At 64.7% G+C, this 19,917-nt stretch carries 18 protein-coding genes; 11 read left to right on the plus strand and 7 right to left on the minus strand.

Translation table 11 applies throughout. From position 1 onward, the window contains the following. The first annotated feature begins 3 nt into the window (after positions 1-3). Positions 4-1,638 carry an alkaline phosphatase family protein gene (locus FXB40_RS43740; RefSeq protein ID WP_148778428.1) on the plus strand — a complete coding sequence of 545 codons (1,635 nt, stop codon included), beginning with the start codon at positions 4-6 and terminating at the stop codon, positions 1,636-1,638. 133 nt (positions 1,639-1,771) lie between these two features. Here the strand turns inward: FXB40_RS43740 and FXB40_RS43745 are convergent, their stop codons facing one another. After that, complete coding sequence (locus FXB40_RS43745) at positions 1,772-2,737, minus strand: Bug family tripartite tricarboxylate transporter substrate binding protein (protein ID WP_148778429.1); 966 nt, start codon at positions 2,735-2,737, stop codon at positions 1,772-1,774. A 192-nt stretch (positions 2,738-2,929) separates the two neighbouring features. Between FXB40_RS43745 and proB the strand changes: the two genes are divergently transcribed. From proB to FXB40_RS43795, 10 genes are all read left to right on the plus strand, one after another. Next, positions 2,930-4,051 (plus strand): glutamate 5-kinase, encoded by a 1,122-nt coding sequence (gene proB, locus FXB40_RS43750; RefSeq protein WP_148778430.1) that lies wholly within the window; start codon positions 2,930-2,932, stop codon positions 4,049-4,051. A gap of 135 nt (positions 4,052-4,186) precedes the next feature. Then, positions 4,187-5,482 carry a glutamate-5-semialdehyde dehydrogenase gene (locus FXB40_RS43755; protein ID WP_148778431.1) on the plus strand — a complete coding sequence of 432 codons (1,296 nt, stop codon included), beginning with the start codon at positions 4,187-4,189 and terminating at the stop codon, positions 5,480-5,482. 23 nt (positions 5,483-5,505) lie between these two features. Further along, entirely contained in the window at positions 5,506-6,150 is a 645-nt protein-coding gene (locus FXB40_RS43760) for a nicotinate-nucleotide adenylyltransferase (RefSeq protein WP_148778432.1), read from the plus strand. A 213-nt stretch (positions 6,151-6,363) separates the two neighbouring features. Continuing rightward, positions 6,364-6,720, plus strand: a complete 357-nt coding sequence (gene rsfS / locus FXB40_RS43765; RefSeq protein WP_148778433.1) for a ribosome silencing factor — start codon at positions 6,364-6,366, stop codon at positions 6,718-6,720. 105 nt (positions 6,721-6,825) lie between these two features. Beyond that, on the plus strand, positions 6,826-7,308 hold the full coding sequence (gene rlmH / locus FXB40_RS43770; RefSeq protein WP_148778434.1) for a 23S rRNA (pseudouridine(1915)-N(3))-methyltransferase RlmH: 483 nt from the start codon (positions 6,826-6,828) through the stop codon (positions 7,306-7,308). Positions 7,309-7,339: 31 nt separating this feature from the next. Then, entirely contained in the window at positions 7,340-8,698 is a 1,359-nt protein-coding gene (locus FXB40_RS43775; protein ID WP_148778435.1) for a murein hydrolase activator EnvC family protein, read from the plus strand. Then, positions 8,695-10,053 (plus strand): S41 family peptidase, encoded by a 1,359-nt coding sequence (locus FXB40_RS43780; RefSeq protein ID WP_148778436.1) that lies wholly within the window; start codon positions 8,695-8,697, stop codon positions 10,051-10,053. The genes FXB40_RS43775 and FXB40_RS43780 overlap by 4 nt, the downstream gene beginning before the upstream one ends. A gap of 143 nt (positions 10,054-10,196) precedes the next feature. Then, complete coding sequence (locus FXB40_RS43785; protein ID WP_148778437.1) at positions 10,197-11,420, plus strand: divergent polysaccharide deacetylase family protein; 1,224 nt, start codon at positions 10,197-10,199, stop codon at positions 11,418-11,420. A gap of 64 nt (positions 11,421-11,484) precedes the next feature. Further along, positions 11,485-11,991, plus strand: coding sequence for an RNA pyrophosphohydrolase (locus FXB40_RS43790; RefSeq protein ID WP_148778496.1), 507 nt, complete (start codon positions 11,485-11,487; stop codon positions 11,989-11,991). 63 nt (positions 11,992-12,054) lie between these two features. Next, positions 12,055-12,555, plus strand: a complete 501-nt coding sequence (locus tag FXB40_RS43795) for an RNA pyrophosphohydrolase (protein ID WP_148778438.1) — start codon at positions 12,055-12,057, stop codon at positions 12,553-12,555. Between the two features lie 115 nt (positions 12,556-12,670). Here FXB40_RS43795 and FXB40_RS43800 read toward each other — a convergent pair whose 3' ends face one another. The 6 genes from FXB40_RS43800 to FXB40_RS43825 all read right to left on the minus strand — a co-directional run bounded on the left by FXB40_RS43800 (position 12,671) and on the right by FXB40_RS43825 (position 19,574). Then, positions 12,671-14,326: an adenylate/guanylate cyclase domain-containing protein gene (locus FXB40_RS43800; protein WP_148778439.1), complete on the minus strand. Its 1,656-nt coding sequence runs from the start codon at positions 14,324-14,326 to the stop codon at positions 12,671-12,673. Between the two features lie 147 nt (positions 14,327-14,473). Next, the gene (locus tag FXB40_RS43805; protein WP_148778440.1) at positions 14,474-14,881 is read right to left on the minus strand and encodes a F0F1 ATP synthase subunit epsilon; all 408 of its coding nucleotides are present in this window, start codon (positions 14,879-14,881) and stop codon (positions 14,474-14,476) included. A 72-nt stretch (positions 14,882-14,953) separates the two neighbouring features. Beyond that, positions 14,954-16,387, minus strand: a complete 1,434-nt coding sequence (gene atpD, locus FXB40_RS43810; RefSeq protein ID WP_148778441.1) for a F0F1 ATP synthase subunit beta — start codon at positions 16,385-16,387, stop codon at positions 14,954-14,956. 81 nt (positions 16,388-16,468) lie between these two features. Beyond that, the gene (locus FXB40_RS43815) at positions 16,469-17,341 is read right to left on the minus strand and encodes a F0F1 ATP synthase subunit gamma (RefSeq protein ID WP_148778442.1); all 873 of its coding nucleotides are present in this window, start codon (positions 17,339-17,341) and stop codon (positions 16,469-16,471) included. 143 nt (positions 17,342-17,484) lie between these two features. Next, positions 17,485-19,014 carry a F0F1 ATP synthase subunit alpha gene (gene atpA / locus FXB40_RS43820; protein ID WP_148778443.1) on the minus strand — a complete coding sequence of 510 codons (1,530 nt, stop codon included), beginning with the start codon at positions 19,012-19,014 and terminating at the stop codon, positions 17,485-17,487. After that, complete coding sequence (locus tag FXB40_RS43825; protein ID WP_148778444.1) at positions 19,014-19,574, minus strand: F0F1 ATP synthase subunit delta; 561 nt, start codon at positions 19,572-19,574, stop codon at positions 19,014-19,016. Before FXB40_RS43825 ends, atpA begins: the two co-directional genes overlap by 1 nt. Between the last annotated feature and the right edge of the window lie 343 nt (positions 19,575-19,917).

The raw sequence follows: 19,917 nt of genomic DNA on the forward strand, positions 1-19,917 counted from the left end.
CGTATGGCGCGCGCGAAGAACGTTCTCTGGATCATGTGCGACCAGCTTCGCTATGATTATCTCGGCTGCACCGGCCATCCGACGCTGAAGACGCCGAACATCGACGCCATGGCCAAGCGTGGCGTGCTGTTCTCGAAGGCCTATGTGCAGTCGCCGATCTGCGGCCCGTCGCGAATGTCGTTCTACACCGGACGCTACATGCGCTCGCACGGCTCGCACTGGAACGGCTGGCCGCTGCGCGTCGGCGAGCCCACGCTCGGCGATCACCTGAAAAAGATCGGCGTGCGCAACGTGCTGGTCGGCAAGACCCACATGGCGCCCGACCTCGAAGGCATGAAGGCGCTCGGCATTCCCCCGGAATCGATGATCGGCGTGCACGTCGCCGAATGCGGCTTTGAGCCTTACGAGCGCGACGACGGCCTGCATCCGACGGGCCGGCCGCGCCCGAAATACGACGAGTATCTGCGCCGGCAGGGTTTTGAAGCCACGAATCCGTGGGAGCATTGGGCCAATTCAGGCGCGGCCGAAGACGGCTCGTTGCAGAACGGTTGGCTGCTGGTGCACGCCGACAAGGCCGCGCGCGTGCCGGACGAGCATTCCGAGACGCCCTACATGACGCGCCGCGCGATGGACTTCATCAGCGAGGCCGAGACCGACGGCCGGCCATGGTGCCTGCATCTGTCCTACATCAAGCCGCACTGGCCCTACATCGCGCCCGAGCCTTACGCGAGCATGTATTTGACCGACGACATGATCCCGGTGATCCGCTCCGAGCGCGAGCGGCAGAACCCGCATCCGGTGTTCGGCGCCTACATGGACATGCGCTACTCCCGCAACATGGCGCGCGATGAGGCCCGCGAGAAGGTGATCCCGACCTATATGGGCCTGATCACCCAGATCGACGATCAGATGGGCGTGCTGATGAAATTCCTGGAGGAACGCGACCTCCTCGAAACGACCATGATCGTGTTCACCTCCGATCACGGCGACTACCTCGGCGACCACTGGATGGGCGAAAAAGATCTGTTCCACGAACAGTCAGCGAAGATTCCGCTGATCGTCATCGATCCCTCGAAAGAGGCCGACGCCACGCGCGGCACGCGTAGCGACGCGCTGGTCGAAGGCATCGATCTCGCGCCGACCTTCGTCGATTATTTCGGCGGCAAGGTGCCCGGACACATTCTCGAAGGACGTTCGCTGCTGCCGCTGCTGCGCGGCCGGACGCCAGGAGATTGGCGCAAGGTGGCGTTCTCCGAATACGATTACGCCATGCAAGACGTGCGGCTTAAGCTCAACCAGCCGATCGAGCGCTGCCGCCTGTTCATGGTGTTCGACGGCCGCTGGAAATACATCCACGCCTCCGGCTTCCGTCCGATGCTGTACGACCTCGAAACCGATCCGGACGAGTTTTTGGATCGCGGCGACGACCCCGAATGCGCCGGCATCATCGCGCGGTTGCGGGCCGAGCTGTTCGACTGGGCGCTGCATCCGAACGACCACATCACCACGCCGCGCGAGAAGATCGCCAACTATGCGGATAACCAGCTCCAGGTGAAGGGTGGGATTCTGATCGGCGTGTGGGATGAGGCCGAGCTTGCGACGATCAAGGACGGCATCACGCAGCGCGCGAAGCTGTAATCCTCATGGTGAGGAGGCGCGACAGCGCCGTCTCGAACCATGAAGGCTCCGCTGCAGCAGCCGGGCCTTTCATCCTTCGAGACGCTTGCTTCGCAAGCTCCTCAGGATGAGGGGAGAGATCGCGCCGCGCTTCTCAATTCTCGATCTTGTACCCCGTCGCCTTCACGATCGGCTGCCAGAACGCCGTATTCGCGGCGAGCTCTTTCGACAACCCGTCTGCGCTGCTGCCGACCGGAATCAACCCGATCGCCGTCAGCTTCTCCTTCACCTCGGGCTTGGCCAGCGCCGCGCTTGCGGCCGCGCCGAGCTTGCTCGCAAACTCCGGCGGGCTGCCGGCGGGAAGCCACATGCCGTACCAGGCATCGGCGACGAGATCGATACCGCTCTCCTTCAGCGTAGGAACATCGGGCGCGAACGGCGACCGCTCCGCACTCGAGACCGCAATGATGGTCACGCCCTTGGCGCGATGCTGCGGCAGCGCATCCGCCAGCGTGGTGATCCCGAAAGAAATGTGGCCGCCGATGATGTCGTTCAGGATCGGCGCACTGCCGCGATAAGGCACGCGCGTCAAGGGAATGCCGAGATCCTTCTCGAGCTTGGAGCCCATGAAATGCGGAATGGTGCCGTTGCTCGGCACCCCGAACGACGTCTTGTCAGGATGCGACTTCAGCCACGCGACGAATCCCTTGAAATCGGAGGCATCGATCCCCGGACCGATCACGACGGCGAACTCGAACCGCGCAAGCAGCGACACCGGCATGAAATCCTTGGCCGTATCGAAGCTCGGAATCGTCTCCACCATCGGCAGCAGATACATGGTCGGCCCCGTCGTCACCAGCACCATGCTGCCGTCGGGGCTTGCACCTTTCACCGCCTTGATGCCGATCAGACCGTCACCGCCGGTGCGATTCTCGACCATGATGGTCCGTTGCAGCGCCGGCGCGATCTCCTGCGCGATCAGCCGACACAGCGTGTCGCCGCCCGCCCCCGCCGCGAATGGGAAGATGATCTTGCTCAGCCCGGCCTGCGCTCGGGCCTCGCCGACCTGCGACAGCAGCGGCAATCCGAGACATCCGGCCATGAATTTGCGGCGATCCATTCGTGTCCTCTTCGTTATTGGTTGCCGGCATTAGAACCGGGCCGGCCGGCAAGACAAGGCCGACCTTCGCCGTTTACCATCCCGGCCGCCTTGCGCCGGCCATCGTCCTGCTGCAAAAGCAGGCCTTATCGACACAGCTCTCCGCTCCGCCGTTTCCAGAGCAATTCGTCACACGCGCCAACACATACAGACATGGCCAGCCCCGAACTCAGTCAATTCCGCCGCATCGTCGTCAAGGTTGGCTCCGCGCTGCTGGTCGATTCCGACAGAGGCGAGGTGCGGGCGTCGTGGCTGGCCGCGCTCGCCGACGACATGGCCAAGCTGCATCGCGAGGGCCGCGACGTCCTCGTGGTCTCCTCGGGCTCGATCGCGCTCGGCCGCAGCCGGCTCAAGCTGCCGCGTGGGCCGCTGAAGCTGGAGGAGAGCCAGGCTGCCGCCGCCGTCGGCCAGATCGAACTCGCCCGGATCTGGTCGGAGGTGCTCGGCGCGCATGGCATCGGCGCCGGCCAGATTTTGGTGACGCTGCAGGACACCGAAGAGCGCCGCCGCTATCTCAACGCCCGCTCCACCATCGGCAAGCTTCTGGAGTGGCGCGCGATCCCTGTCATCAACGAGAACGACACGGTTGCGACCAACGAGATTCGCTACGGCGACAATGACCGCCTCGCCGCGCGCGTCGCCACCATGGCGAGCGCCGATCTGCTGGTGCTGCTCTCCGACATCGACGGGCTTTACGACGCCCCACCGAAGAACAATCCGAACGCCAAGCTGATCCCGGTGGTCGACAGCATCTCCTCGGAGATCGAGGCTGTGGCAGGAGACGCCGAGTCCGAACTGTCGCGCGGCGGCATGCGCACCAAGGTCGAGGCGGCCAAGATTGCCACGACCGGCGGCACGCATATGCTGATTGCGTCCGGCAAGATCGAACATCCCCTGCACGCCATCGCAAATGGCGGTCGCTGCACCTGGTTCCTGACGCCGGCGAATCCCATCACGTCGCGAAAACGCTGGATCGCGGGCACGCTGGAGCCGAAGGGCACGCTGACCATCGACGCCGGCGCGGTGACGGCGCTGCGCGCCGGCGCCAGCCTGCTGCCGGCCGGCGTGATCAAGGTCGAGGGCCAGTTCGCCCGCGGTGACGCCGTCATCGTGCGCGGCCCCGACACCAGCGAGGTCGGCCGCGGCCTGATCGCCTACGACGCCGAGGTCGCCGAACGGATCAAGGGTCGCTCCTCCCCGGACGTGATGACCATTCTCGGCATCAGCGGCAGGTCCGAGATGATCCACCGCGACGATCTGGTGGTGGGCGGGTAAGCCCGCAACGGCCCTTTTTGCTGGGCCACTGACCTAGCCGGCCCGCTGCCGAGAGACCTGCCATACCCTCCCCGCCCTTCGCAGACGCGGGATTTCCGTGCTAGGACACTGCCTTAGCAGAAGGTTGAACTCCCTATGGCTGCCCCCCTCAAAGCCGTTGACGGCAATGCCGATCTTCAGGCGCTGATGTCCGATCTCGCCATCCGTGCGCGCGCCGCCGCGCGCGTGCTGGCGCTGGCGCCGCCGGAGCAGAAGAACCGGGCGCTGGAAGCCATGGAGCGGGCGATCCGCAGCAATGCCGCAGCGATCCTTGCCGCCAATGCCGAGGACGTCGCCGAGGCGCGTGCGTCCGGCAATGCCACGTCCTCCTTCATCGACCGCCTGACGCTGACGCCGGCGCGGGTCGAAGGCATGGCCGAAGGTATCGCCGTCGTGCGCGGCATCACCGATCCCGTCGGCATCGTCACCGAGAGCTGGCAGCGGCCGAACGGTATGACCATTGAGCGCGTGCGCGTGCCGCTTGGCGTCGTCGGCGTGATTTTCGAGAGCCGGCCCAATGTCGCGGCGGATGCCGGCGTGCTCTGCTTGAAGTCCGGCAATGCCGTGATCCTGCGCGGCGGCTCCGACAGTTTCCGCTCCTGCCGCGCCATCCATGAATGCCTGGTGCAGGGCCTGCGCGAAGCCGGCCTGCCCGAAGCCGCGATCACGCTGGTGCCGACGCGCGACCGCGCGGCGGTCGGCATGATGCTGTCGGGCCTCAACGGCGCCGTTGACGTGATCGTGCCGCGCGGCGGCAAGAGCCTCGTCGCGCGCGTCGAGCAGGAAGCGCGCGTGCCGGTGTTCGCGCATCTCGAAGGCGTCAATCACGTTTACATCGACGGCAGCGCCGATCTCGCCATGGCGAAGTCGATCGTCCTCAACGCCAAAATGCGCCGCACCGGCGTCTGCGGCGCGGCCGAAACGCTGCTGGTCGATCGCGCAGCGGCTGCGAAGACCCTGAAGCCGCTGGTCGAGATGCTGATCGAGGCCGGTTGCGAGGTGCGCGGTGACGACGCCGTGCAGAAGACCGACGCGCGTGTAAAGCCTGCCAACGAAGACGATTGGGACACCGAATATCTCGACGCAATCATCGCAGCAAAGGTGGTCGACGGCGTCGACGGCGCGATCGCGCACATCCAGGATCACGGCTCGCACCACACCGATGCGATCGTGAGCGAGAATGACGTGGCTGCGAAGAAATTCCTCAGCGAAGTCGATTCCGCAATCGTGCTGCACAACGCCTCGACGCAGTTCGCCGATGGCGGCGAGTTCGGCTTCGGCGCCGAGATCGGCATCGCCACCGGCCGCTTCCATGCCCGTGGTCCTGTTGGTGCCGAGCAGCTGACGAGCTTCAAGTATCGCGTTCACGGCACAGGGCAGACGCGACCGTAAGGCATGGCGCGAGGCGTGGGGCATTGAGTAACAATTTTGTCGCGCCGCGTTTCTTCGCGCAGGCCATACCTCCCTACACGGAAGGCATGCGTATCGGCCTGCTCGGCGGCTCGTTCAATCCGCCGCACCAGGCCCATCGCGCGATCAGCCAGTTCGCGCTGAAGCGCCTTCAGCTCGATCGCGTGTGGTGGTTGGTGACGCCGGGCAATCCGCTGAAGGAGAACGGCAATCTGCATGAACTCGGCGAGCGCATGCAGGCGGCGCGCGACGTCGCCAACGATTCCAGGATCGAGGTGAGCTGTCTCGAATCCGTCATTCGTACGCGCTACACTATCGACACGATCAACACGTTGCGCCGCCGTCTCAGTGGCTTGCGCTTTGTCTGGATTATGGGCGCCGACAACCTCGCTCAATTCCATCGTTGGCAGCACTGGCGGCGCATCGCCGACCTGGTGCCGATCGCGGTCATCGATCGCCCGCCGCAGAGTTTTCGTGCCCTCGCCTCGCCCGCCGCCCAGGCGCTTGCGCGCTATCGCCTCCCCGAGAATAAGGCAGCATTACTTGCGGATCAGCCGGCGCCGGCCTGGGTCTTCCTGACCGGATTGAAGCTCGACCTCTCCTCGACCCGGTTACGGAACCCGGACGGGAGCTGGAAAGGTACGAAGTGAGACAGAGTGTGGGGATTGAGGGGCTCTCTGGCATATTGAAACCCTTAACCCCACATGATGTAGTGTAACCGGTGAGGGGCGGATTCGGCCCTCGCGATACAGTGAAAGGAATGGTCCCTGGCCACGTCTGTATTGTCCAAGTCAGCTTCAACGAAGTCTGTTTTACCCAAGGCTACGAAACCGACGCGTAAAACATCGACCAAAGCTGCGGCCTTGAAGGCGCAACCCGACGCCGACAAGACACTGAGCCTGATCCTCTCCCGCCTCGAGGACATGAAGGCGGAAGAGACGGTCACCATCGACCTTCGCGGCAAATCGGCATACTCCGACTACATGATCGTCACCACCGGCCGCGTGAACCGGCACGTTGGCGCGATCGCGGAGAACGTCGCAAAGAGCCTCAAGGAAACCGGCATCAAGAACATCCACGTCGAGGGCTTGCCCAATTGCGACTGGGTGCTGATCGATTCCGGCGATGTGATCGTGCACGTGTTCAGACCCGAGGTCCGTGAGTTCTACAATCTCGAGAGATTGTACACGCAGGGCCCAGGGGCGGCGAAGGCGATCTAGGCGCGATCTTAGAGGCTACTGGCCGATTTCGAATCGGCTGACGCGCATGCTAGCGTCGTGCGCGCGCGGATTGCGCGCGATCTGGAAACGCGACTCTAAAACCTCATGCGTGTTGCTGTCATTGCGGTGGGCCGGCTGAAGCAGGGCCCCGAACGGGAGCTTGCCGACCGCTATTTCGAGCGGTTCGACGAGGCCGGCCGCAAGCTCGGATTCCGCGAACTCACCATCCACGAAATCCCCGAGAGCCGCGCGCGCGACACCGCGACGCGAATGGCCGAAGAGGCTGCGGCCATCTCCACGCATATTCCCGAAAAATCGATTCTGGTGGCGATGGACGAGCGCGGGCAAAACCTCGATTCCACCGTATTCGCACGGAATCTCGGGCGCTGGCGCGACGAGGGCGCCGGTCATACTATCTTCGTGATCGGAGGGGCGGACGGACTTTCGCCCGAATTGCGCCGTAAGGCCAAGCTCGCGATTGCGTTCGGCTCTGCGACCTGGCCGCATCAAATGGTCCGCGTCATGCTTCTGGAACAGCTGTATCGGGCCGCCACCATTCTGGCCGGCCACCCCTATCACCGCGCGTGATTCGCGCGACAACGAGCACCTTGCCGACGAGATGCGAGCGCCAATCCTCAAACTGTTGCTGATTGCGAGCTGCGCCGGCGCAAGCCTCTTCGCTGAAGACAGCCTCGCGCAAGCTCAGACGGCCGCACCGGCGCCACAGACCGCGGCCATCTCGCCCGACGCCATCAAGCAGCGCGAGCAGGAGCTGGAAGCCGCGCGCGCAAGCAAGAAGAGCGCGGAGGAGGCGCAGGCCAAGCTGAAGGCCGAGATCACCTCGCTCGGTCAGGACCGCACCCAGCTCAATCAGCAATTGATCGACACCGCTGCCAATGTCCGCAGCGTCGAGATCAAGATCGACGAGGCCGAGGCGCGGCTGAAAACGCTAAACGGCCGCGAGCAGCAGGCGCGCGCCTCGCTCGATTCGCGCCGCGCCGACATCGTCGAGGTGCTGGCGGCGCTGCAGCGCGCCGGACGACGCACCCCGCCGGCGCTGCTGGTGCGGCCGGAAGATGCGCTGCAATCGCTGCGCACAGCGATGCTGCTCGGCGCCGTCGTGCCGGAATTGCGCGGCCGCGCCGAGAAGATCGCGGGCGAGCTCGGCGAACTCGTGACCTTGCGCAAGAGCATCGCCGCCGAGCGCGACCAGCTCGCCGCCGACCGCGACAAGGTCCGCAACGACCAGACCCGGCTCACCGCTTTGGTCGACGAACGGCAGCGCCAGCAATCCTCGCGCGAAAAGGACCTCGACGCCGAGAATTCGCGCGCCATCACGCTGTCAAAGCAGGTCGGCGATCTCCAGGGGCTGATCGCCAAGATGGAGCAGGACCTGCAAAGCGCGGCCAAGGCGGCCGAAAAGGCGGCCGAGGCCGCAAAGCAGGCCGAGGCCAAGGAGGCAGCGGCAAACGCGGCGGCCAACGCCAAACCCGGCCCGGCCGTGTTCAAGGACCGTTCCCGGACCAGCCCGGCCATCCTGTTCGCCTCGGCCAAGGGGCTCCTGCCGTTGCCAGTTAACGGTAACAAGATCAGGGACTTTGGCGGTTCCGACGGGGTCGGCGGGGTCCAGAAGGGCATTTCGCTGGCAACCAAGCCCGGTTCGCAGGTCACAACGCCGTGCGACGGCTGGGTGGTCTATGCCGGCCCGTTCCGCAGCTATGGACAACTCTTGATCCTCAATGCCGGGGGCGGGTATCATGTCCTGATCGCCGGGATGGAGCGCATTTCGGTAAACATCGGACAGTTTGTGCTCACGGGGGAGCCGGTCGCGACCATGGGGTCGACCTCTCAAGTCGCCTCCATTCTCGCCACCAACGCGAGTCAACCTGTGCTGTATGTCGAGTTCCGCAAAGACGGCACTCCAATCGATCCAGGCCCATGGTGGGCCGCAAATGAAGGCGAGAAGGTTCGCGGATGATGCGCAAGACTTCAGTTATCCTCCTCAGCGCTGCGACCGGTGCGGCGCTGACGCTGTTCGTGACCCAGCCGCGCGCGGTGTTCATGGGCTCCAGCGCCCGAGCCGCGACCGCTGACACCTATCGCCAGCTCAATCTGTTCGGCGACGTCTTCGAGCGCGTGCGCTCCGACTATGTCGAGAAGCCCGACGACACCAAGCTGATCGAATCCGCCATCAGCGGCATGCTCACCGGTCTCGATCCGCATTCGAGCTACATGGATGCCAAGAGCTTCCGCGACATGCAGGTGCAGACCCGCGGCGAGTTCGGCGGCCTCGGCATCGAGGTCACGATGGAAGACGGACTGATCAAGGTGGTCTCGCCGATCGACGATACGCCCGCCTCGCGCGCCGGCGTCATGGCCAACGACATCATCACCAATCTCGACGATGAAGCGGTGCAGGGTCTGACCCTGAACCAGGCGGTCGAGAAAATGCGCGGCCCCGTCAACACCAAGATCAAGCTCAAGATCATCCGCAAGGGCCAGGACAATCCGATCGACGTCACGCTGGTGCGCGACAACATCCGCGTCCGTTCGGTGCGCGCGCGCGTCGAGGCCGACGACATCGCCTATATCCGCATCACCACCTTCAACGAGCAGACCACCGAAGGCCTGAAGAAGGAGGTCGCCAACCTCTCGACCCAGATCGGCGACAAGCTCAAGGGCTACGTCATCGACCTCCGCAACAATCCGGGCGGCCTGCTCGAGGAGGCCGTCACCGTCTCCGACTCGTTCCTGGAGAAGGGCGAGATCGTGTCGACCCGCGGCCGCAACGCCGAGGAGACCCAGCGCCGCACCGCGCATGCGGGCGACCTCACCAAGGGCAAACCGGTCATCGTGCTGGTCAACGGCGGCTCGGCCTCGGCGTCGGAAATCGTCGCCGGCGCGCTGCAGGACCACAAGCGCGCGACCATCGTCGGCACGCGCTCGTTCGGCAAGGGCTCGGTGCAGACCATCATCCCGCTCGGCTCCGGCAACGGCGCGCTGCGCCTCACCACGGCGCGCTACTACACGCCGTCGGGCAAGTCGATCCAGGCCAAGGGCATCGTGCCCGACATCGAAGTGCTGCAGGACGTGCCCGACGAGCTGAAGTCGCGCACCGACACCAAGGGCGAGGCTTCGCTGCGCGGCCACCTCAAGAACGACGGCGACGAGAAGACCGGCTCGCAGTCCTACGTTCCGCCGGATGCCAAGGACGACAAGGCGCTCAAGCTCGCCGACGATCTGCTCCACGGCATCAAGAACAGCGCCAACGCGGCGCCGACGCCCGGCACCACCGACAAGGCGGCAGCGGACAAGCCCAAAGCCGCGAACTAAGTCGCAAGCTCGGCAATCTACCGAAAAGGGCGGCTCCGGGAGCCGCCCTTTTTGCTTGGAGCTCCTGACATCCCCGGCCTATCCCGGCCTGCCGCCGCTTGACCTCGGCGTGGTATCTTCGGTGGAGTGATTCGGGATCTGGCATGACTGAAACGGCCGATGATCTGAGCGCCCCGCTCGGACAGGACAAGCCGCGCCGGAAACGGCGGCTGCGGCTGCCGTTTACCGCCATGCAGGCGCTGGCCGTGATGCTCGGCCTGTTCCTGGTCGCCTTTGCCGGCTTCGCCATCTTCAACAAGGACCCGTTCGGCGGCGAGCCGATGACGCGGATGGCGATCCGCGATTCCAAGGGCACTGACGAGAAGCCCGCGGCCGAGGCGACTGCGGCCGGCCATGGTCAGGAGACCAAGCAAGCAACCAAGGAGGCGCCGAAAGAGGCTACCTCCGGCGAGCAGAAGACCGTCACCATGATCGACGGCTCGACCGGCGCGCGCCACGACGTGGTGATCGGCGCTGGCGACGCCGCCGACAAAAGCGAGGCGGCTTCCTCTGCACCGGCCGTCATGGCCGGGATCGATCCAAAGCTGCTGGAGAAATCCCGCTACGGCATGATCCCCACGGTCTCAGGCGATCTCAAGCCTTTCAACGTCTACGCAGCCGAGGCCGACCGTGCCAAGGCGGCGAAAATGCCGGTCGTCGCGATCGTGATCGGCGGCCTCGGCGTCGGCGCCGCCAAGACCACTGATGCGATCATGAAGCTGCCGGGCGCGGTGACGCTGGCCTTCACGCCCTATGGCGCCGACCCCGGCAAGCTCGCCGAGCGCGCCCGCGCCCAGCGCCACGAGATCTTCCTCCAGATCCCGATGGAGCCCTACGACTTCCCGGACAACGATCCGGGGCCGCAGACGCTCTTGACCTCGCTGACCACCGACCAGAACACCGACCGCCTGTACTGGCACCTCAGCCGGATGCAGGGCTATGCCGGCATCACCAATTTCATGGGCGCCCGCTTCGTGGCGACCGAGCCGGCGATGCAGCCGATCATTCGCGAGGCCTCCAAGCGCGGGCTCGGCTTCTTCGACGACGGTTCCTCGCCCCGCAGCATCGCGCCGCAGGCCGCAGGGAGCTTCGCCGTGCCGTTCGGCAAGGGCGACATCGCGCTCGACGCGGTGCCGACCCCGACCGAGATCGACCGCGCCCTGAACAAGCTGGAATCGGTGGCGAGGGAACGCGGCGTTGCCGTCGGCACCGCCTCGGCCCTGCCCGTCTCGATCGAGCGGGTCGGCGCCTGGATCAAGACATTGAGCGACCGGGGTATCCTTTTGGTGCCATTGACAACCGCGATGCTGAAATCAAAATCCAGCTAAATCAAAGAATTGGTACGGCATGGGCCCGACAGCCCTGCCGGCAGTACGCGAGGGGTTTGGCGGAATGGCGCGTTATGAGGATCTGCCCTACCGAACCTGCGTCGGGGTGATGCTGATCAACACGAAGGGCCTGGTGTTCATCGGTCGTCGTGCCGGCGGTATCGAGCATGTCGACGACAGCCATGTCTGGCAGATGCCGCAGGGCGGGGTCGATCCCGGCGAGGACAATTGGCACGCCGCCAAACGCGAGCTCTATGAAGAGACCAGCGTGCGCTCGATCGAGCGGCTCGGCGAGGTTCCAGACTGGCTGATCTACGACATCCCGCGCACGGTGGCGGGCCGCGCCTGGAAGGGCCGCTACCGCGGCCAGCGCCAGAAATGGTTCGCGGTCCGCTTCACCGGCAAGGACAGCGAGATCAATGTCGAGAAGCCCGGTGGCGGCGGCCACAAGGCCGAATTCGTCAGCTGGCGCTGGGAGCCGATGAAGAACCTGACCGAGCTGATCATCCCGTTCAAGCGCCCGGTCTACGAGCGCGTGGTGAAGGAATTTTCCGCGCTGGCCGATGACTAAATCAAATTGTCGTCCCGGCTTTGATGCTAAGGCACGGCTCGGCTGACAACGAGAGAGCCACGCGTGACGAACGAAAAACCCTACCGTCCCAATGTCGGCATCGCGCTGTTCAATGCCGACGGCCGTGTGCTGATCGGCCACCGCTTCAAGGGCGACGGCCCCGAGATCATTTTGCCCGGGCTCGACTGGCAGATGCCGCAGGGCGGCGTCGACGAGGGCGAGGTCTTGCGCGATGCCGCCATGCGCGAGCTCTGGGAGGAGACCAGCGTCGTCAGCGCCGACTATCTCGGCGAGACCGACTGGCTGACTTACGAATTCCCGCCCTATGATGGACCGCAGACGCATCGGCTGGCGAAATTTCGCGGCCAGCGCCAGAAATGGTTCGCGCTGCGCTTCACCGGCAAGGACGACGAGATCGACCCGCTGACGCCGCGCAACGGCCAGCCCGCGGAGTTCGATGCATGGCGCTGGGAGCGGCTCGACCGCGTCGCCGACATCGTGGTGCCGTTCCGCCGCGAGGTCTATCGCGCCGTGGCGGAACAGTTTGCGGCCTTCGCAAACTGAAAACGCGAAAACAACCCCATGCACAGTAGCCGGCCGTTTTCGGCGCGATGCACGGCGGTCTCTACGAAGCCGCTGAGACGTCAGGCGAAATCAGCGAAAGCACGCAACGATCGCGCTAGTTCGTCGGCCCGACCGTAAACGGGCCGATCGCGATCACGTGGCAGTCGCTGTCGTGCTTGACACAGTCGGCCAGCGCGCCGTTGACGGCGGTCTGCTCGTCGGCGGCCTTCAGGCCGAGGCCGGGACGGCCCAAGGAGCCGACGGCGACTGCGTTCCAGCCCATGCCGTCGCCGAGCTTGCGCACGACGTCGTCGCGCGCATCGGCCACGATCGAGGAATTGGTCGCGGCGTGGAAGAAGCCGGTGATCCTGAGCAGGGTCGGGATCGGCACGACGAAGACGTCGTCGACCGCGACGATCATGCAGGCCACGCCGGCGAACGCGCCGCAGGATTCCAGCGAACGCCGCGCCGACTCGTCCACGGTTGATGCGCCCAAAACCGTGAAATACTGACCGCCCGGACCGAGCGCGACCGACCGGGACTTCGCGGCCGGCACGAACATGTTCTCGAGACGGACTTTGGCCTGGTCGCGCAGCATCGGAAAGTCCTTCGACGCGAACGCTCGCTCGGTCACGGTGTCGTGCCGAACCCAGGGCTGTGGCGGCATCGGCGGCTTGCCGTGCGCGTAGACGACATTGTTGCCGACCGCATAGAGCTCGCAGCGCCGAGGCGATTGCGCGGCGTCGGCGCGCTTCTGGCACTGATCGAGCGCGGCATTGCGCGCGGCTTCCTCATTCTGCTGATTGAGTGCGGAACCGGTGAAGCCGGCGATGTTGAGGGCGAAGGCCTTGTAATCGCCGGCTGCGGCATATTCGTTGCTGAGATAGGTGCGCAGGCGCTCGCTGATGAAGGGCACCATATCCGCGGGGAAATTGCCGCCTGAGGCGGCCGGTGGCGACGGCATTGGCGTCGGCGTCACGGCGGCCGTTTGTGTCGGCGTCGACGTCGGCATGGGCGAGGGCATCGGCGCCTTTGAGGCTATCGTGGGTGTTGGGCTCGGCGATGGGGCTGCGATCGGGCCCGGCGCAGCCGCAGTCGATGACATCTGGGTGGTCTCAAGCTTGGTGAAATAGAGGAAGCCGCCAACACCGATGGCGACGACGCAGACCACGCCGACCACCAGCGGCCACATCCAGTTCGGCGCGGGCGCAGCCTTCGCGACCTTCTTCAGCTGCGGCGTGGAATAGGTGCCGTCCTCGCGCCGCATCGCCACCATATAGGCGTGCACCGGCGTCGGGATGTTCTTCACCTCCTGCGCGCCGATGTCGGCGAACTGCACCGACAGCTTGTTGGCGACCTGCTCGTGCACGGCACGCGAGACGCAAATGCCGCCGACTTCGGCCAGCCCTTCGAGCCGGGCTGCGATGTTGACGCCGTCGCCGAGAAGATCGCCGTTGCGCTCGACCACGTCACCGATGGTGATGCCGATGCGGAACGACATCTGCCGGCTCGGCGGATAGGCCATATTGCGGGTTCGCAAGGACTCCTGGATGTCGATCGCGCAGCGCACCGCATCGACCGCGCTGGGGAATTCCGCGAGCACGGCATCGCCGGCGGTGTTGAAGATCCGGCCGTTCGCTTTTGCAATGAAATCGTCGATGACTTCGCGGTAGGAAGCCAGACGCCGCAGCGTCTCTTCCTCGTCTTCCGCGACCAGTCTTGAGTAACCGGCAATATCGGCTGCAAAGATCGCTGCGATCTTGCGTTTCATCTGCAAAGGCCCTGGAACAAAATCCGCGAGCGCAGAATGCCGCTATCGGCGGCGCGGTGCAACAAAGTTTCAGCGCCCGCCACTTCCGTGACGAGCGCTGATTTTATTCCAGAATTTCTTGTGAGCCCCGAAGCCGCGCCCCGGGGCTTAATGCATAGCCGTCGAGCTGAGCTGCTGCTGGATGCTCTTGTAGTGATCGAGCCGCTCGATGGCCTGATCGAGCTCGCTGCCTTCGTGCTCCTTCAGCCCCTCTTCCATCTCCGAGATGGTCTCGGCGAACTGGGCGCGGTCGAGCTCGGCCAGCGACGTCGCGACGTCGGCGAGCACGGTCAGGCCCTTCTCCGAAACTTCGGCAAGGCCGCCGAGCACGATGATCTTCTCGTGCTTGCCGCCGGTGGTGACGGTGAGGATGCCGGGGCGGATCGCAGCCACGACGGGCGCATGACCGGCCAGCACGCCGAAATCACCCTCGACGCCGGGAATGTCGACCTGGTCGACTTCGCCCGAGAACGCGAGCTTTTCCGGAGAGACGAGATCGAAGTGGAAGGTGGCCATAAGAAACCTGCGAGTGGTGAGTGGCAAAAGAGGGAGCAGCTTTTCGCCACTCCCTATTCGCTAGTCGTGAGCTTAGGCTGCTTCCGCCGCCAGCTTCTTGCCCTTCTCGACCGCCTCTTCGATGGTGCCGACCATGTAGAAGGCGGCTTCCGGCAGGTGGTCATACTTGCCTTCCACCAGGCCCTTGAAGCCCTTGATGGTGTCGGCGAGGTCGACGAACTTGCCCGGCGAGCCCGTGAAGATTTCGGCGACGTGGAACGGCTGCGACATGAAGCGCTCGATCTTGCGGGCGCGGGCCACCGCCAGCTTGTCCTCTTCCGAAAGCTCGTCCATGCCGAGAATGGCGATGATGTCCTGGAGCGCCTTGTAGCGCTGCAGCACCTGCTGGACCTGACGAGCGACCGCGTAGTGCTCCTCGCCGACGACCAGCGGGGAGAGCATGCGCGAGGTCGAGTCGAGCGGATCCACCGCCGGGTAGATGCCCTTTTCAGCGATCGAGCGCGACAGCGTGGTGGTCGCGTCAAGATGCGCGAACGAGGTCGCGGGCGCCGGGTCGGTCAAGTCGTCGGCCGGAACGTAGATGGCCTGCACCGAGGTGATCGAGCCCTTCTGCGTGGTGGTGATGCGCTCCTGCAGCGCGCCCATGTCGGTCGCGAGCGTCGGCTGATAACCCACCGCCGAAGGGATACGACCCAAGAGCGCCGACACTTCCGAGCCGGCCTGGGTGAAGCGGAAGATGTTGTCGACGAAGAACAGCACGTCCTGGCCCTTGTCGCGGAAGTCTTCCGCGATGGTCAGACCGGTGAGCGCGACGCGGGCGCGGGCGCCCGGGGGCTCGTTCATCTGGCCGAACACCAGCGCGCACTTCGACTTCACGCTCGGATCCGGATTGTGCGGATCGGCGTTGACCTTGGACTCGATGAACTCGTGATAGAGGTCGTTGCCCTCGCGGGTACGCTCGCCGACGCCGGCGAACACGGAGTAACCACCGTGCGCCTTCGCGACGTTGTTGATCAGCTCCTGAATCAGCACGGTCTTGCCGACGCCGGCGCCGCCGAACAGGCCGATCTTGCCGCCCTTGGCGTAGGGCGCGAGGAGGTCGACGACCTTGATGCCGGTGACGAGAATTTCAGCTTCGGTCGACTGGTCGGTGTAGGCCGGCGCTTCCTGGTGGATCGCGCGCAGGCCTTCGGTCTTGACCGGACCGGCTTCGTCGATCGGCTCGCCGATGACGTTGATGATGCGGCCGAGCGTGCCTTCACCGACGGGAACGCGGATCGGCGAACCGGTGTCGCTGACTTCCTGGCCGCGGACCAGACCTTCGGTGGTGTCCATCGAGATGGTGCGGACGGTCGACTCACCGAGATGCTGGGCGACTTCGAGCACCAGGCGGTTGCCGCCATTCTTGGTCTCGAGCGCGTTGAGAATGGCCGGGAGGTGGCCTTCGAACTGCACGTCGACGACGGCGCCGATGACCTGGGTGACGCGACCGGACTGGGCTGCCATTGAATGTCTCCTTCGATCCGAACCTGTAGACCACGGTCAGCTGACCGGGATGTTGCGTTGACGGGTACCGATGCGTCTTTGCTAGACGGCTTCGGCGCCCGAGATGATTTCGATCAGTTCCTTGGTGATCTGCGCCTGACGGGTGCGGTTGTAGACCAGCGTCTGCTTGCGGATCATCTCACCGGCGTTGCGTGTCGCATTGTCCATCGCGCTCATCTGCGCGCCGTAGAACGAGGCGTTGTTCTCGAGCAGCGCGCGGAAGATCTGGACCGCGAGGTTGCGCGGCAGAAGACGGGTGAGAATCTCGTCCTCTTCCGGCTCGTATTCGTAAGACGTCGTGTTGGCGGCTGCCCCCGCCTCGACGACCAGCGGAATGATCTGCTGGGCGGTCGGGATCTGCGCGATCACCGAGCGGAAGCGCGAATAGAACAGCGTGCAGACGTCGAACTCGCCGTTGTCGAAGCGCGCCAGAATCTTCTTGGCGATATCCTCGGCGTTGACGAAGCCGAGCTGGCGAACACCGCGCAAATCGAGATGCTCGACGATCTGCTTGTCGAACAGACGGCGGAGCTGCTCGTAGCCCTTGCGGCCGACGCAGAAGAATTTCACTTCCTTGCCCTGCGCCATCAGCGCCTGGGCGCGCTCGCGGGCGAGACGCACGATCGACGAGTTGAAGGCGCCGGACAGGCCGCGCTCGCCGGTGCAGACCAGCAGCAGGTGAACCTGGTCACGGCCGGTGCCGGCCAGCAGCGTCGGCGCGCCGGGCGAACCCGCAGCCGCGCTGGCGATGTTGGAGATCACCGCGCTCATCTTGTCGGCATAGGGGCGTGCAGCTTCCGCTGCGGTCTGCGCACGGCGCAGCTTCGAGGCCGCGACCATCTGCATGGCCTTGGTGATCTTTTGCGTCGCCTTGGTGGAGGCGATGCGGACGCGCATGTCTTTAAGAGACGCCATTCTTCGTTCACCCCGGCGGTTCGACTGATGCGTCGGACCGCTAGCCTGTCCCTATCGCAATGCCCGGCCGGGCGCCGGGCACGCTTGTTTTTGGTTTGCCTCTCGCGAAGCGGTCACGGCCGGAAAATCCGGCCGCGTCCCAGTTACGCGAAGCTCTTCGCAAAACCTTCGACCACCGACTTCAGCTTGGCAGCGGTGTCGTCGGTGAGGTCGCGGGTGTCGCGGATCGAATTGAGGATCTCGGCGTTCTTGCCGCGCAGCAGCGACAACAGACCGTCCTCGAACGCGCGCACCTTGCTGACCGGGAGCGGATCGAGATAGCCGTTGGTGCCGGCCCAGATCACGCAGACCTGCTCTTCCATCTTCAGCGGCGAGAATTGCGGCTGCTTCAGGAGTTCGGTCAGGCGCGAGCCGCGGTTCAGCAGGCGCTGGGTCGAGGCGTCGAGGTCGGAGCCGAACTGCGCGAACGCCGCCATTTCGCGGTACTGCGCGAGCTCGCCCTTGATCTTGCCGGCGACCTTCTTCGTCGCCTTGGTCTGTGCCGAAGAACCGACGCGCGACACCGACAGACCGACGTTCACCGCGGGGCGGATGCCCTGGAAGAACAGGTCGGTTTCCAGGAAGATCTGACCATCGGTGATCGAGATGACGTTGGTCGGAATGTAGGCCGACACGTCGTTGGCCTGGGTTTCGATGATCGGCAGCGCCGTCAGCGAGCCCGAGCCCTGGTCCTTGTTCAGCTTCGCCGCGCGCTCGAGCAGGCGGGAGTGCAGATAGAACACGTCGCCGGGATAAGCTTCGCGGCCCGGCGGGCGGCGCAGCAACAGCGACATCTGACGGTAGGCGACGGCCTGCTTGGACAGATCGTCATAAATGATGACGGCGTGCATGCCGTTGTCGCGGAAGTACTCGCCCATGGTGCAGCCGGTGAAGGGCGCGATGTACTGCATCGGCGCCGGATCCGACGCGGTCGCGGCGACGATGATCGAGTATTCGAGCGCGCCCTGCTCTTCCAGCACCTTGACGAACTGGGCAACGGTCGAACGCTTCTGGCCGATCGCGACGTAGACGCAATACAGCTTGATGTTCTCATCGGGCTGCGCGTTGAGCGGCTTCTGGTTCAGGATGGTGTCGAGCGCGATCGCGGTCTTGCCGGTCTGACGGTCGCCGATGATCAGCTCGCGCTGGCCGCGGCCGATCGGGATCAGGGCGTCGATCGCCTTGAGGCCGGTCGCCATCGGCTCGCTCACCGACTTGCGCGGAATGATGCCGGGCGCCTTGACGTCGACGCGCATGCGCTTGTCGGCCTGGATCGGGCCCTTGCCGTCGATCGGGTTGCCGAGACCGTCGACAACGCGGCCGAGCAGGCCCTTGCCGACCGGCGCGTCCACGATGGCGCGGGTGCGCTTGACGGTCTGGCCTTCCTTGATCTCACGGTCGGCACCGAAAATAACGACGCCGACGTTGTCGGTTTCGAGGTTCAGCGCCATGCCGCGGGTGCCGTTCTCGAACTCGACCATTTCACCGGCCTGGACGTTGTCCAGACCATAGACGCGGGCGATACCGTCGCCGACGGACAGCACCTGTCCGACTTCGGAGACTTCAGCTTCCTGGCCGAAATTCTTGATCTGGTCCTTGAGGATCGCGGAAATTTCCGCGGCGCGGATGTCCATCAGCCTGCCTCTTTCATCGCGTGCTTAATCGAATTGAGTTTGGTGCGAAGCGAACTATCGATCATCCGGCTGCCAAGCTTCACGACGAGGCCACCGATGATCGAGGGATCGATCTTCACGTTGAGCGCGACGTCCTTGCCGGTCACCGACTTCAGGGCAACCTTGAGGGCGTCGAGATTCTTGTCCGAAAGCGCTTCCGCGACCGTGACGTCCGCGGTCGCCTCGCCCTTGAACTTGGCGACCAGGGCGCGGTAGGCGCGAATGACGTCAGTCACCACAAACAGGCGGCGATTGGCGGTCAGCACTTTCAGGAAATTGGCGGAGATGCCGGCGATACCGGCCTTGTCCAGCACGGCCGAGAGGGCCCTGGACTGGGCGTCGGCCGCGAAAACCGGGCTGCGGACCAGGCGCTTGAGATCAGCGCTTTCGTTCAGCAGCCCCTCGAACCTCTCGAGATCGGCTTTGACCTCGTCGACCACCTTCTGGTCGCGGGCCAGTTCAAACAAGGCCGTTGCATAACGGCCCGACACACCTGAAACGGACGTATCTTCTGCAGCCACAGACGCGCTCTTTTAGCTGTCAAATTCGCAAGGGAAAAACCGTCGCCACGAAGCGGCGCCTAGCGATCCAAGCCCTTGGAATTCAAGCGGGACTTTGATTCTCGGCCGACACGGGACGTGCCGGGTCCGTTAAAATCGCGGCTTTGCTAACATAGCAGGCGCGCACGTGCAACATGACGGCAACTTAAAGGCTCAGCTGTTTCTCGCCAGTTCGTCGCACGCTGTGATCAGAGATCGCTGCCCTGACGGGAAGCTGTGGTGAACCTGCCACGCCACGGAATTGCCAGTTACGGCGGCAGCCGGCCCATTCGTTCCTGCCCTCAGCGCATAGCGGCCATGAACA

This window comes from Bradyrhizobium rifense (genome assembly GCF_008123425.1).
In the GTDB taxonomy this organism is placed as follows: domain Bacteria; phylum Pseudomonadota; class Alphaproteobacteria; order Rhizobiales; family Xanthobacteraceae; genus Bradyrhizobium; species Bradyrhizobium rifense.